Source organism: Nocardioides lentus, assembly GCF_039529515.1.
Lineage (GTDB): Bacteria > Actinomycetota > Actinomycetes > Propionibacteriales > Nocardioidaceae > Nocardioides > Nocardioides lentus.
Genome location: NZ_BAAAMY010000006.1, coordinates 149270 through 162810, shown reverse-complemented (window position 1 = coordinate 162810; position 13541 = coordinate 149270). Strand labels below are relative to the sequence as shown.

The following is a 13541-nucleotide window of genomic DNA, read 5'->3' as shown; positions in this document are numbered from 1 at the left end:
CTCAGCCGGGCTCGAGGACGAGGCGGCAGCGGGCGAGGACGCGGGTCCGGAGCACGGCCGTCCGGGCGCCCGCGTCCGGCGTGCCGGCGGGCGCGAGCTGGGGCAGGACGGCGGTCCGGGTGGTGGCGGTCACGGCGCCGAGGCTCCCACCCCGGTCGACGGCGCGGGCACGGTGTCCGTCAGGCGGGCTCGGGCTCGCGGAGCCGCTGGCTGATGACGGTGGAGACGCCGTCGCCGCGCATGGTCACGCCGTACAGGGCGTCGCCGACCTCCATCGTGCGCTTCTGGTGGGTGATGACGAGCAGCTGGCTGGACTCGCGCAGCTCCTCGTAGATCTCGAGCAGCCGGCCGAGGTTGGTGTCGTCCAGCGCGGCCTCGACCTCGTCGAGGATGTAGAACGGGCTGGGCCGGGCCTTGAACAGCGCCACCAGGAACGCGACGGCGACCAGGGAGCGCTCCCCGCCGGAGAGCAGCGACAGGCGCTTGACCTTCTTGCCCGGGGGGCGCGCCTCGACGTCGACGCCCGTGGTGAGCATGTGGTCGGGGTCGGTGAGCAGCAGCCGGCCCTCCCCGCCGGGGAACAGCCGGGAGAAGACGTGGTCGAAGGCGGCGGCGACGTCGTGCCAGGCCTCGGTGAAGACCTGCTCCACCCGGGCGTCGACCTGCGTGACGATGTCCAGGAGGTCCTGCTTGGTGCGCCGCAGGTCCTCCACCTGCTCGGTGAGGAAGCGGTGGCGCTCCTCCATCGCGGTGAACTCCTCCAGCGCCAGCGGGTTCACCTTGCCGAGCTGGGCCAGGGCGCGCTCGGCCCGGCGCAGCCGTGCGGTCTGCTCGTCCCGGTCGTACGGCGTGGTGGGGGGCTCGTCCGGCGGGTCGCGGTCGTCCTGCTCCTCACCCCCGGCGGTGGTGTCCCCGCCGGCCACGGGGACCGCGACGTGGGGCCCGAACTCCGCGACGAGCGCGTCGGGGTCGAGCCCGATCTCGCCCATGGCGCGCTCGGCGAGCTGCTCGAGACGCATGCGCTGCTCGGCCCGCGCCATCTCGTCGCGGTGCGCGGAGCTGCGCAGCTCGTCGGCGCGGGTGCTCAGCTCACGGAGCCGGCCGCGGGTCTCGCGCAGCGAGGTCTCACGCTCCACGCGGCCCGCCTCGACCTCCGCGCGGGCGGCGGCCGCGGTGGCCACGGAGCCCTCCAGGCGGGCGAGCACGAGGTCCGCCGTCCGCTCGACCGCACCGGCGACGCGGGCCTGGTGCTCGAGGCGCCGGCGCCGCTCGACGGCCTTGGCGCGGGCCTCGCGCTCGGCCCGGGCGGACCGGAGCAGCGCGTCGGCGCGCCCGTGGATGGCGCGGGACCGCTCCTCGCTCGTGCGCAGCGCCAGCCGCGCGTCGGTCTCGTCCTGCCGGGCGGCGCGGGCCGCGGTCGCCAGCTCGTCCCGGCGCGCCGTGTCGGGCTCCTCCTCCGGGGCGGCCTCGGCCTGCGCGAGGCGGGACTCGAGCTCGGCGAGTCCCTCGAGGTCGGCGTCGCGGGCCTGGCCGGCGGCGGTGATCGCGGCGGCGAGCCGGTCGGCCTCCCCGCGGGCCGCGCGCGCGGCCGAGCCGTGCTGGCCGAGCTCCTCGGCGACGGCGGCGAGGGTGGCGTCGGACTCGTGCAGGCGGGCGAGGGCGACGTCGACCCGCTGGCGGGCCTCGAGCTGCTCGGCCTCGAGCCGGGACGTGGCGAAGGTGAGGCGCTCACCGGTCGCGGTGACCTCGGCGAGCCGGGCGGAGGCCTCGTCGACGGCCGCCTGCACCTCCAGCAGGCTGGGCTGGCTCGAGGAGCCGCCCGCGGCCCAGTGCCGGCCGAGCACGTCGCCCTCGGCCGTGACCGCGACCAGCTCGGGACGGGCGGCGACGACGGCCCGCGCCTCGGCGGGGTCGGCGACGAGCACGACGTCGCCGAGGAGGCGCCGCAGGGCCGGGCCGGTGCCGTCGGGGCCGTCGACCACGTCGGTGGCCCAGGTGGTGCCGGCGGGCGGCTCGGGCCGGTCGTCGGCGGCGCCCACGGGGTCGGTGAGCACCATGGCGGCGCGTCCGAGGTCGGCGGCGCGCAGGTGGTCCATCGCGGCGAGGGCGGCGTCGGGGTCGGCGACGACGACCGCGTCGGCCGCGGCCCCGAGGGCGGCCGCGACCGCGGCCTCGTGACCGGGTCGGACCGTGAGCAGGGCGGCCACCGAGCCCAGCACGCCGGAGACCTGGTCGGTCGCGGCGAGCAGCGCACCCGCGCCGTCCTTGCGGGCCAGGCCCAGCTCGAGGGCGTCCTTGCGGGCGGCGAGCGCGGTGCGGTCGCGGTCGGCCTGCGCGGCCTGGGAGGCGACCTCGGCGAGCCGGGCCTCGACGTCGGCGAGGGCGGCGCTGGCGTCCTCGTGCTCGGCGTCCAGGCCCTCCTCCCCCGCGTCCAGGCCGGCCACGCGGGTCTCGAGGGCGGTGAAGTCGCGCTGGGCGCGCTCGGCGCGGGCCTCGGCCTCGGCGCGGGCGTCGGAGAGCCGGCCGACCTCCGCCTCGGCGGCGGCGGCGCGGGATCGCAGCGCGTTGACCTTGCCGTGGAGCCGGGCCAGGCCCTCGCGACGGTCGGCCGCGGCGCGCTGCTGACCGGCGAGGCGACGGTCCTCGGCGGCGGCCTCGTCCTCCGCGGCCGTGCGGGCGGCGACGGCCTGCTCGAGCGTCGTACGACGCTCGTCGACCTCCGCGGTGATGGCCTGCTCCTGGGCGCGGACGCGGGTCGCCTCGGCCTCGGTCTCGTCGGGGTCGCGCCCGGTGCGCTCCTCGCCGCCGGCGCCGGACCGCGCGCTGCGGAGGCGCTCGGCGGCCAGCGACCGGGTGCCGCGGAGGCGCTCGGCGAGGCCGGTGAGCCCGAACCAGGTCTCCTGGGCCGCGGCCAGGGCGGGCAGGTCCTCGCGCAGCGCGGCCTCGAGGCGGGCCTCCTCCTCGCGGGCCGCCGTCAGCTGCTGCTCGACCTCCTGCTGGCGGGCCCGGAGCGCGGTCTCGTCGGCGAGGTCGCGCTGCAGGGCGTCGCGGGCCGCGACGACGTCGTCGGCGAGCAGGCGCGCGCGGGCGTCGCGCACGTCGGCCTGCACGGTGGCGGCCCGGCGGGCGACCTCGGCCTGGCGTCCCAGCGGCTTCAGCTGGCGCCGGATCTCGCCGAGCAGGTCACCGAGCCGGGTGAGGTTGCCCTCGCAGGCGTCGAGCTTGCGGAGCGCCTTCTCCTTGCGCTTGCGGTGCTTGAGGACGCCGGCGGCCTCCTCGATGAAGCCACGGCGCTCCTCCGGCGTCGCCCGCAGGATGGAGTCGAGCTGGCCCTGGCCGACGATGACGTGCATCTCGCGGCCGATGCCGGAGTCGCTGAGCAGCTCCTGGACGTCGAGCAGGCGGCAGCCCTGGCCGTTGATGGCGTACTCGGAGCCGCCGTTGCGGAACATCGTGCGGCTGATCGTGACCTCGGCGTACTCGATCGGCAGCGCGCCGTCGGTGTTGTCGATGGTCAGCTGCACCTCGGCGCGACCGAGCGGGGCGCGCCCGGAGGTGCCGGCGAAGATGACGTCCTCCATCTTGCCACCGCGCAGCGACTTGGCCCCCTGCTCCCCCATCACCCAGGCGAGCGCGTCGACCACGTTGGACTTGCCGGAGCCGTTGGGTCCCACCACGCAGGTGATGCCCGGCTCGAGCCGCAGCGTCGTCGAGGACGCGAAGGACTTGAAGCCCTTCAGCGTCAGGCTCTTCAGGTACACGGGCTCTCCTCACCGGCGTGGGCGGATCTGGCCAGGGGAAGCGGCGCGCTCACCCTAGCGGCGCCCGCCCCCGGCGCCCGCGACCCGCGCCGAGCAGCCGCGAGTCGGCGCTCGCGTGCGCCCCGGGGACGTCGAGCCGGCACTCGCGTGCGCTCACCCGGCCCGGGCACCGGCACGCCGGCGGGCCTCGGCGAGGCCGGCGCGGATCATCGGGACGAGCAGGTGGGTCTCGGAGCCGAAGAGGTGCTCCTTGCGCACGACCACGACCACCCAGCCGTGGACCTGGCGGAGTTAGGTCCGTCGGGCCCGGTCGTGCGCGAGCTGGGCCGGGCTGGAGTGCCAGTCCTCCCCGTCGTACTCGACCGCGAGACGCAGGTCCGCGCAGCCGAGGTCGAGGCGCGCGACCAGGGCGCCGTGCTCCCAGACCTCCACCTGGGGCTCGAGGAAGCCGAGACCGGCGTCGAGGCACTCCATGCGCAGGATCGACTCCGGCGGCGACTCGGCCCGGGGGTCCACGAGCGGGGCCATCGCGCGCAGCGTGCTGACCCACCGCATGCCGGCGAACCGCGGGACGCCGGCCACCAGGTCCGGCAGCCCGAAGTGCCCCAGGCGTGCCACGGCGTCCATGGCGGGCAGCGCGAAGCGGGGGTCGCGCACCCGCCCGAGGTCGTGGGCGGTCCGCAGCGCGGTGGTGACCCGGACGCCGTGCACCGTCGTGACGTCCTCGGGTCGCAGGTTGCGCTCGCCGCCCTCGACGAGACCCCGTCGTACGCGACCGTGACCGGAGGGGCGGAAGAGCGAGACCGGTCTCAGCGCCAGGTGCTCACCGGGAGCCAGCGCCATCTCGGCACCGAGGAGCCACCCGGCGTGGCGGTCGCAGACGACCGCGTCCGGGGGCACCACGAGGCTGAGCGAGCGGGCCCGCAGCCGCAGCGAGTCCCCCGCCTCGGAGGCCAGGTAGACCCCCCGGACCGGGCGGCGCAGGAGGCCCTGGTCGCAGAGCCCCGCCAGGCGGCGCGGCCCCAGCCCGCACGCCAGGGCCTGGGCCCGGGTGAAGGGCTCGTCGCGCGGGAGCGGGAAGGAGGCGGGCAGGTACGGCGTGGTCTCGACGGTCGGCATAGAGGAGTGCTGCCCGCGCCGGGCCCCGTCGTACCCCACGAGCCGGCGCCCTGTGGACAACGACGCCCGGGACCGCACGCGAGCGCCGACTCGGCACACCCCGGGCGCACACACCTGCCGACTCGGCACACCCCGGGCGCACGCACCTGCCGACTCGGCACACCCCGGGCGCACACACCTGCCGACTCGGCTACAGGACGGCGCCGGGGTTGAGGATGTTGGCGGGGTCTAGGGCGGCCTTGACGCGGCGGTTGAGGTCCATGACGTCCTCGCCCAGCTGGTCGGGCAGGGCGGCCTTCTTGGCCCGGCCGACCCCGTGCTCGCCGGTGATGGTGCCGCCGAGGGCGATGGCGGCCGCCATCACCTCGGCGAAGGCGGCGTGGGCGCGCTCGACCGAGGCGGGGTCGGCGGCGTCGAAGACGACGATGGGGTGGGTGTTGCCGTCCCCGGCGTGGGCGACGGTCGGGATCTCGAGGTCGTGGCGCTCGGCGACGTCGGCGATCGCGGTCAGCAGGTCGGGCAGCAGCGGGACCGGGACGCCGACGTCCTCGAGCATCACCGACCCGCGGGTCTCGATCGCGGGGAACGCCGCCCGGCGCGCCTCGGCGAACATCTCGCCCTCGTCGGCGTCCTCGGTCACGAACACCTCGACGGCTCCGGCCTCGGCGCACGCCTTCTCCATCAGCGCGACCTCGTCGGCGCGCGCCGCGCCCGGGGCGTCCGAGCGTCCGATCAGCAGGGCGCCCGCGCTGCGGTCGAGGCCCATCGCGCGGTGGTCCTCGACCGCGTTGACCGAGGCCGCGTCCATCAGCTCGAGCATCGAGGGCCGGGTGGCGCTGCGGATGGCGACGACCGCGTCGGCGGCCGAGCGCGTGGTCGGGAAGGTCGCGACCAGGGTCGCCGGCGTCGGGGGCGGCGGCTGCAGCCGCAGGACGACCCGCGTGATCACGCCGAGCATCCCCTCGCTGCCGACGAACAGCTGGACCAGGCTGAGCCCGGCGACGTCCTTGATCCGGGGACCACCGAGGGTGACCAGCCGGCCGTCGGCCAGGACCACGTCCATGCCCAGCACGTAGTCGGCCGTCACGCCGTACTTGACGCAGCACAGGCCGCCCGCGTTGGTGGCGACGTTGCCGCCGATCGAGGAGATCGCGTACGACGCGGGGTCGGGCGCGTACCAGAGCCCCTGCTCGGCGGCCGCGGCCTTGACCTCCGCGTTCAGCGCGCCCGGCTCGACGTAGGCGACCTGGGTGGCCACGTCGACGTCGATCGCACGCATGCGGTCGAGGCTGAGCACGAGGCCGCCCCCGACGGCGCTCGCGCCGCCGGACAGGCCGCTGCCGGCGCCACGGGGCACGACCGGCACGCGGTGCTCCGCGGCCCACCGCACGGTGGCCTGGACCTCGCCGGCGTCGCGCGGTCGGACGACGGCCAGCGGCATGCCGGCGCCGGCGTCGCGCGACCAGTCCCGGCGGAAGGCCTCCATCGAGTCCGGGCGGGTCTCGACAACGTCGGCGGGCAGGGAAGCCCGCAGCTGGTCCAGCGGGGCCGTGGGGTCGGCGGTGTCCATGCCGTCCATCGAACCACGCGGTGTGACGGACGGCACCCGGCCGTCGGGCCCGAGGGCCCGCGGGTCTCAGGCGGGCTGCAGCGCCTCGTCGGCGGCGTGGAGCCCGAGGCGGGCGTCGAGCCCGGCGGCGCGGGCGGCGAGGACGTCGTTCTCCTCGGCGAGGCGACGCACGAGCGCCTCGAGGTCGGCGACCCGGGCGCGCAGGCGCGCGTTGTCGACCTCGAGCAGCGCGGACGGGCGCGAGCCGCGCTCCAGGTGACCGATCAGTGCCTTGGCCATGGGTCCTCCGGACGGACGTGGGTGTGCGTGTGACGGGTGGTGCACGCCGGACGCAGGTGGCCCCCGACGGCAGTGGTGGGCCCCGATGAGGGCCGTCGACCAGAGTGACACCCGCCGCCGACGCCGGTCAAACCCCGCTCACCGGGCGCCCGGGGCGACACGACGCCGCCGCGGCGCCGGCTGGCACGCCGGGCAGAAGAACGAGGAGCGGTTGGTGAACGCCACGCGGCGGATCGCGGTGCCGCACCGCTGGCACGGGCGGCCCTCCTGGCCGTACGCCGCCAACGAGCGGTCGAAGTAGCCGGACGCGCCGTTGACGTCGACGTAGAGGGCGTCGAACGACGTGCCGCCCTGGGCCAGCGCCTCGGTCATGACGTCCCGCACGTGCCCGAGCAGCTCGCGGCAGCGGGTCTGGGTCAGCCGGTCGCCGGGCCGCTCGCCGTGGAGCCGCGCACGCCACAGCGACTCGTCGGCGTAGATGTTGCCGACGCCGGAGATCAGGCCCTGGTCGAGCAGCAGGCGCTTGATCCCCGCGTGGCGGCGCCGCACGCGCCGCACCCAGTCGCCGTCGTCGAAGTCGGCCTCGAGCGGGTCGCGGGCGACGTGCGAGATCTCGGGGGGCACCACGGCGCCGCCGTCGCTGATCGCGAGGCCGCCGAACATCCGCTGGTCGACGAAGCGCAGCTCGCGGCCGTCGGCGGCGCCCTCCAGGCGCATCCGCACCCGCAGGTGGCGCTCGTCGGGGGCGTCCGGGGCCTCGACGAGCATCTGCCCGCTCATCCCGAGGTGCGCCATCAGCGCGTCGCCGGGGCCGTCCTCGCCCTCGTGGGGCTCGAGCGGCACCCAGAGGTACTTGCCGCGCCGGCGCGCGGGGCCGAGCCGGCGACCGGTCAGCGCCGCGGCGAAGCCGGCGGGACCGCGGGGGTCGCGCCTCACGGGACGCTCGTGCAGCACGTCGACGCCGACGACGACGGCGCCGGTGACCCACCGCTCGAGGCCGGCGCGGACGACCTCCACCTCGGGGAGCTCGGGCACCTCAGGACCGCCTCAGGACGTCGTGATCTCGCGCTCGGTGAGCATCTCGCCGTACGCCGTCTGCGCGGCCGCCTGCTCGGCCTCCTTCTTGGAGCGCCCCACGCCGTGGCCGTGCAGACCGCCGCCGACCCGCACGCGGGCGGTGAAGGTCTTCGCGTGGTCGGGACCCTCGTCGGTGATGACGTACTCCGGGACCCCGAGGTCGTGCTCGGCGGCCAGCTCCTGCAGCGAGGTCTTCCAGTCGAGGCCCGCGCCGAGCTCGGCCGCGGTCGCCATCAGCGGGTCGAAGAGCCGGTGCACCACCTGGGCCGCGACCTCCAGGCCGCCGGAGAGGTGGATCGCGCCGATGACGGCCTCGACGGTGTCGGAGAGGATCGAGGCCTTGTCGCGCCCGCCGGTGCTCTCCTCGCCGCGGCCCAGCTTGACGTGCTCCCCCAGCCCGATGCCCCGGGCCACCCCCGCCAGCGCGCGTGCGTTGACGACGGCGGCGCGCAGCTTGGCCAGGCGGCCCTCGGAGAGGTCCGGGTGGGTCAGGTAGAGCGTCTCGGTGACCACGACCCCGAGCACGGAGTCACCCAGGAACTCCAGGCGCTCGTTGGTCGGCAGACCACCGTGCTCGTAGGCGTACGAGCGGTGCGTGAGGGCGCGCTCGAGGAGCTCGGCGTCCAGGACCGGATCGCCGAGCGCCCCACGCAGCTCGCTGTAGTTCAGGGTCGCGGGCCTCAGAGGACCTGGCGACGGGCGGCGCGGGCGCCGTACTGCCCGCAGGCGCCGCACGCGCGGTGCGGCAGGTGCTTCTCACCGCAGGCGGGGTTGGCGCAGCTCACCAGGGTCGGCGCGACGGCCTTCCACTGCGACCGGCGGTGCCGGGTGTTGCTGCGCGACATCTTCCGCTTCGGGACAGCCACTGTTCTTCTCCTCGTGCTGGGCCGGATGGTCCGGCCATGGTCCACGACCGGGGGTCCGGTCCGTGTCAGTCTGCGTCGGTTCGGTCCTGCGTGAGCGCCGCGAGCTTGGACCACCGCGGGTCCACCGGCTCCCCGTGGTCGTGCTCCGGGTCGTCCGCCAGGCGTGCGCCGCACTCGACGCACAGTCCGGGGCAGTCGTCGGAGCACAGCGGCTGGAACGGCAGTCCCAGGACCACCGCGTCCCGCAGCACCGGCTCCAGGTCGAGCAGGTCGCCCTCGAGCCGGTGGGTCTCGTCGTCCAGGTCCTGCTGTCGGTCCGCGGTGCGCCCGTGTCGCTGCGACTCGTCGTCGTAGACGTAGAGCTCCTGGAACCTCGCCTCGACCGTCGATCGCTCGGGGTCGGTGATCGGCTCCAGGCACCGCACGCACTCGCCGGACAGCGCCGCGTGCGCGGTGCCGGTGACGAGCACTCCCTCCATCACCGCCTCGAGGCGCAGGTCCAGCTCGACCGGCGACCCCTCGGGGACGGCGAGGACTTCGATGCCCAGATCGGCCGGGGCGGGGGCGGTCAGCGTCACCTCACGCTGGGTCCCGGGACGTCGGCCGAGCTCGCGCGTGTCGAGCACGAGCGGCGCTCGCGGGTCCAAGCTGGAGGTGGTCACGTCTGCCTTCCGGGCACGGTCGATCCAGCGCTCAACTGTAGTGGGCGCCCGTCACGGCGACCAAACCGCCCGCGCTCAGCGCTCCGCGAGCCGGGACAGCAGGGCGGCGTGGACGACCTCGGGGACGAACGCCGACACGTCGCCGCCGCCGGCCGCGACCTCCTTGACGAGGCTGGAGGACACGAAGGCCCACCGGGGGTCGGCGGGGAGCAGGACGGTCTCGAGGCCGGTGAGGTGCGCGTTCATGTGGGCCATCGGCTCCTCGTGGCCGACGTCCGCGGCGCCGCGGACCCCCTTGACGACGGCCACGGCCCCCTGCTCGACGCACCAGTCGGCGAGCAGTCCCGTGAAGCCGGCGACGCGGACCCCGGGCAGGTCCGCGCACGCGGCGGCCAGCAGCTCCAGCCGCTCCTCGGGGGTGAAGAGGCGGTTCTTGGAGGGGTTGGTCCCGACGGCGACGACGACCTCGTCGAAGAGCCGGGCGGCCCGGCGGACGACGTCGAGGTGGCCCAGGGTGACCGGGTCGAACGACCCGGGGACGACGGCGCGGTGCACGCGCTCAGCCTGTCACGGGCCGGGAGGCGCGGGGCGCAGGTACCACAGCGCGGTCTCGCCGTACGTGCGCTCCCGGACGGTCTCGAGGCCCGCCGGGAGCGTCGGCGCGGGCCCGCGGGCGGAGCGCTCGAGGACGACGACGGCGTCGGCGTCCAGCCACCCGTGCGCCACCAGGGCCGCGAGGTCCGCGGTCACGGCCTCCTCCCCCAGCGGGTACGGCGGGTCCGCGAGCACCACGTCGTAGGGCGCGGCGGGCGGGGTGCGCAGGGTCGTCGCGACGGCCCCGGTGACGACCTCGGCGACCTCGCAGCCGACGGCGGCGGCGTTGCGGCGCACCAGGCCCGCCGTGGCGCGGTCGCGCTCGACGAGGGTCACGGCCGACGCACCGCGCGACCAGGCCTCGAGCCCCAGCGCCCCGGACCCGGCGTACAGGTCGAGCACGCGCAGCCCGTCGAAGCCGCCGGTGGCGGCCTCCAGCGCCGAGAACAGCGCCTCGCGGACCCGGTCGCTGGTCGGCCGGGTGGCGTCGCCGCGCGGCGTGGCCAGCCGCCGCCCCCCGGCGGCCCCGCCGATCAGGCGGGTCACGAGCGGTCCATGAACTCGGCGCGGACGCTGCGCTCGAGGTCCTCGACCTCGGCCCGCAGCATCGACCGCGAGCCGAGTTCGGGGTCCTCCGCGAGCAGCTCCTCGGCGGCCTCGCGGGCCCGCACGATGGTCTTCTCGTCGCGCAGCACCCGCAGGCTGCGCAGGCCGGAGCGGTAGCCGGACTGGCTGCGGCCCAGCACGTCGCCCTCGCGGCGCTGCTCGAGGTCGACGCGCGAGAGTGCGAAGCCGTCGGTGGTGGCGGCGACGGCGTCCAGCCGCTCGCGCGCCGGGCTGCCGGCCTCCGCGCGGGTCACGAGCAGGCACAGGCCGGGCAGGCCGCCGCGCCCGACGCGGCCCCGCAGCTGGTGGAGCTGGGAGACCCCGAAGCGCTCGGCGTCGAGGACGACCATGGTGGTGGCGTTGGCGACGTCGACGCCCACCTCGATCACCGTGGTGGACACCAGCACGTCGACCTGTCCGGCGGCGAAGGCGCGCATCGTGCCGTCCTTGACGTCGGGGGGCATCCGCCCGTGCAGGGGTGCCAGCCGCAGCCCGGCGAGCGGGCCGCCCCCGAGCTCGGCGAGGACCTCCTCGACGGCGGCCAGGCCGGGGCCCTTGGCGGTCTGCTCGGGCCCGCCGTCGCGGGCGCCGTCGGCCTCGGCGAGCAGCGCGTCGAGGGACTCGGGGTCGCCCTGGAGCGCGTCGGTCTCGCCCTCCTCCGGCTCGTCGCCCGTGATCCGGGGGCACACGACGTAGACCTGGTGGCCGCCCTCGACCTCCTCGCGGACGCGCTGCCAGGCCCGCTCGAGCCAGCGGGGCGCCTCGGAGGCCGGCACGACGCTGGTCTGGATCGGCGCGCGGCCGGCGGGCAGCTCGCCCAGCACGGAGGTGTCGAGGTCGCCGAACACGGTCATGGCGACGGTCCGCGGGATCGGCGTCGCGGTCATCACGAGCACGTGCGGCGGCGTGCCGGCCTTGTCGGTCAGCGCCGACCGCTGCTCGACGCCGAAGCGGTGCTGCTCGTCGACCACGACGAGCCCGAGGTCGGCGAAGGAGACCCGGTCCTCGAGCAGGGCGTGGGTGCCGATGACGATGCCCGCCTCGCCGGAGGCGACCCGGAGCATCGGCTCGCGACGCTGCGACCTGGTCATCGAGCCGGTGAGCAGCTCGACGGAGGTCGCGTCGGCGCTCGCGCCCAGCATCCCTCCCCCGGCCAGGTCGCCCAGCATGGCGGTGATCGAGCGGTGGTGCTGCTGGGCCAGCACCTCGGTGGGGGCGAGCAGCGCCGCCTGCCCGCCGGAGTCGACCACGCGCAGCATCGCGCGCAGGGCGACCAGCGTCTTGCCGGAGCCCACCTCGCCCTGCAGCAGCCGGTTCATCGGGTGGGGCTGCGCGAGGTCGGCCTCGATCTCGGCGCCCACCTGCCGCTGGCCCGCGGTGAGGGTGAACGGCAGCCGGGCGTCGAAGGCGTCGGCGAGCCCGTCGGGTCGCCCCGTGCGGGCCCGGGCGCCGCGCTCCCGGGCGGCGGCCCGGCGGCGCAGCAGCACGAGCTGGGCCACCAGCGCCTCGGTGAACCGCAGCCGTGCGGCGGCGCGGGCGGCCTGGGCGGGGTCGTCGGGACCGTGGACCCAGGAGAACGCCGTGGTGAGGTCGAGCTGCCCGAACCGGCGGCGGTCCTCGGCGGAGAGCGGGTCGGGGACCTCGCCGAGCAGGTCGAGCGCGGCGTGGACCGCCGCCAGCACCTGGAAGGAGTCCAGACCGCTGGTGGCGCGGTAGACCGGGATCAGGCCCTTGACGCTGGCCGCGAGCGCCTCGCCGGCCTGCCGGGTGGAGCCCTCGGTCATGAAGCTGTGGGGGCTCGCGAGCTGCCACTGGCCCTTGAACCGCTTGGTGCGCCCGGTGAACACGCCCAGCGAGCCGACGGGCATCCGCTCGGCCTCGGCCTGCGCGTGGCCGGGGTTGGCGACGAAGAACGTCGCCTCGAAGCTCGGGCCCTTCGTCTGCAGCCGCACCTGCACGCGGTACGCCGTGCGGCGGGTCCGCCGGTCGACGTGGGTCCGGACCTCGCAGGAGATGACCCGGCCGACCACGCTCACCTCCTGGCCCTCGCTGAGGTCGCCCACGTCGCTCGGCTCGTCCGCCGCCTCGTAGGAGCGCGGCAGGTGCCACAGCAGGTCGCCCAGGGTGCGCAGCCCGAGGCCCTCCTCGGCGCGCTTGCGCTTGGCGTGGGCCTTGCCGAAGACGGCGGCGACGGGGCTGTCGAGGGTGAGGGCCGGGGCCCCGGAGGCGGGTGGTGGGGCGCTGGTGGTCACGGGGTCCCCCCTCACTCGACGGAGATCAGCAGCGGGTAGCGGTCCTGGCCCCCGTCGTACACCACGACGTCGACGGTGGGGTGGGCCTCCTCGGCGTACGCCGCGAGCCCGGCGGCGAGCGCAGGCCCGTCGGCGCCCGTGGCGGGGTCGGGGCGGCCCGCCACCACGGTGAGCAGGTCCCCGCCGCCCGCCAGGAGCCGCTCGACCACCTCGCGGGCCACGGTCGCGAGGTCCTGGCCGACCACCGCGAAGTCCCCCGCGACGACGCCGAGGGCGTCACCGGGCTCGCAGGGGCCGGCCATCGTGATGGCCCGCCGCGCCGCGACGGTCACGGCGCCCTGCCGGACGTGGCGCGCGGTCGCCGTCATCTCCAGCACGTCGGCCCCGAACCCGCGGCCCGGCTCGTGGACCGCGAGGGCCGCCAGGCCCTCGACCTGCGAGCGGGTCGGGATGACCGCGACGGTGGTCGTCGCGGCGTCGCCGGCCCGGGCCGCCCGGGAGCGCAGCTCGCCCGCCGCGAGCTCCGCCGTGGCGACGGTGTCGGCGTCGTTGGGCAGGAGCACGACCTCCGCGGCCTCGCAGCCGGTCACCGCCGCCAGCAGGTCGCCGGCCGAGGGTCGTCGCCCGGGCCCGCCGGGCACGACGACCGCGCCGGCCTCGCCGAACAGCCGCGCCAGCCCCTCGCCCGCCGCCACGGCGACGACGCGGCGACCCGTGCGCACGGCGGACCCGTCGCCCGGGGCCGCGTCGGGGTA

Annotated in this window: 13 protein-coding genes; all 13 read right to left on the bottom strand. The window is 76.5% G+C overall.

What is annotated here, in order from left to right:
• Nucleotide 1: 1 nt before the first annotated feature.
• Complete coding sequence (locus ABD158_RS14125; protein ID WP_344008169.1) at nt 2–133, bottom strand: hypothetical protein; 132 nt, start codon at nt 131–133, stop codon at nt 2–4.
• 46 nt (nt 134–179) lie between these two features.
• Entirely contained in the window at nt 180–3761 is a 3582-nt protein-coding gene (smc, locus tag ABD158_RS14120) for a chromosome segregation protein SMC (protein WP_344008168.1), read from the bottom strand.
• 291 nt (nt 3762–4052) lie between these two features.
• The gene (locus tag ABD158_RS14115; RefSeq protein ID WP_344008167.1) at nt 4053–4880 is read right to left on the bottom strand and encodes a type IV toxin-antitoxin system AbiEi family antitoxin domain-containing protein; all 828 of its coding nucleotides are present in this window, start codon (nt 4878–4880) and stop codon (nt 4053–4055) included.
• A 190-nt stretch (nt 4881–5070) separates the two neighbouring features.
• The gene (locus ABD158_RS14110) at nt 5071–6450 is read right to left on the bottom strand and encodes an FAD-binding oxidoreductase (protein WP_344008166.1); all 1380 of its coding nucleotides are present in this window, start codon (nt 6448–6450) and stop codon (nt 5071–5073) included.
• A 66-nt stretch (nt 6451–6516) separates the two neighbouring features.
• A complete protein-coding gene (locus ABD158_RS14105) occupies nt 6517–6729 on the bottom strand; it encodes a hypothetical protein (RefSeq protein WP_344008164.1) in 213 nt (70 codons plus the stop codon).
• Between the two features lie 138 nt (nt 6730–6867).
• Nucleotides 6868–7764: a bifunctional DNA-formamidopyrimidine glycosylase/DNA-(apurinic or apyrimidinic site) lyase gene (gene mutM, locus ABD158_RS14100; protein WP_344008163.1), complete on the bottom strand. Its 897-nt coding sequence runs from the start codon at nt 7762–7764 to the stop codon at nt 6868–6870.
• Between the two features lie 12 nt (nt 7765–7776).
• Nucleotides 7777–8475: a ribonuclease III gene (rnc, locus tag ABD158_RS14095; protein ID WP_344008230.1), complete on the bottom strand. Its 699-nt coding sequence runs from the start codon at nt 8473–8475 to the stop codon at nt 7777–7779.
• A gap of 11 nt (nt 8476–8486) precedes the next feature.
• Entirely contained in the window at nt 8487–8672 is a 186-nt protein-coding gene (gene rpmF, locus ABD158_RS14090; RefSeq protein WP_344008162.1) for a 50S ribosomal protein L32, read from the bottom strand.
• 65 nt (nt 8673–8737) lie between these two features.
• Nucleotides 8738–9334, bottom strand: coding sequence for a YceD family protein (locus ABD158_RS14085; RefSeq protein WP_344008161.1), 597 nt, complete (start codon nt 9332–9334; stop codon nt 8738–8740).
• A gap of 75 nt (nt 9335–9409) precedes the next feature.
• Nucleotides 9410–9889: a pantetheine-phosphate adenylyltransferase gene (gene coaD, locus ABD158_RS14080; protein ID WP_344008160.1), complete on the bottom strand. Its 480-nt coding sequence runs from the start codon at nt 9887–9889 to the stop codon at nt 9410–9412.
• Between the two features lie 12 nt (nt 9890–9901).
• A complete protein-coding gene (gene rsmD, locus ABD158_RS14075) occupies nt 9902–10474 on the bottom strand; it encodes a 16S rRNA (guanine(966)-N(2))-methyltransferase RsmD (protein WP_344008158.1) in 573 nt (190 codons plus the stop codon).
• On the bottom strand, nt 10471–12786 hold the full coding sequence (locus ABD158_RS14070; protein WP_344008157.1) for an ATP-dependent DNA helicase RecG: 2316 nt from the start codon (nt 12784–12786) through the stop codon (nt 10471–10473). The genes rsmD and ABD158_RS14070 overlap by 4 nt, the downstream gene beginning before the upstream one ends.
• Nucleotides 12787–12797: 11 nt before the next feature.
• Nucleotides 12798–13481 (bottom strand): hypothetical protein, encoded by a 684-nt coding sequence (locus tag ABD158_RS14065; RefSeq protein ID WP_344008229.1) that lies wholly within the window; start codon nt 13479–13481, stop codon nt 12798–12800.
• Nucleotides 13482–13541: the final 60 nt, after the last annotated feature.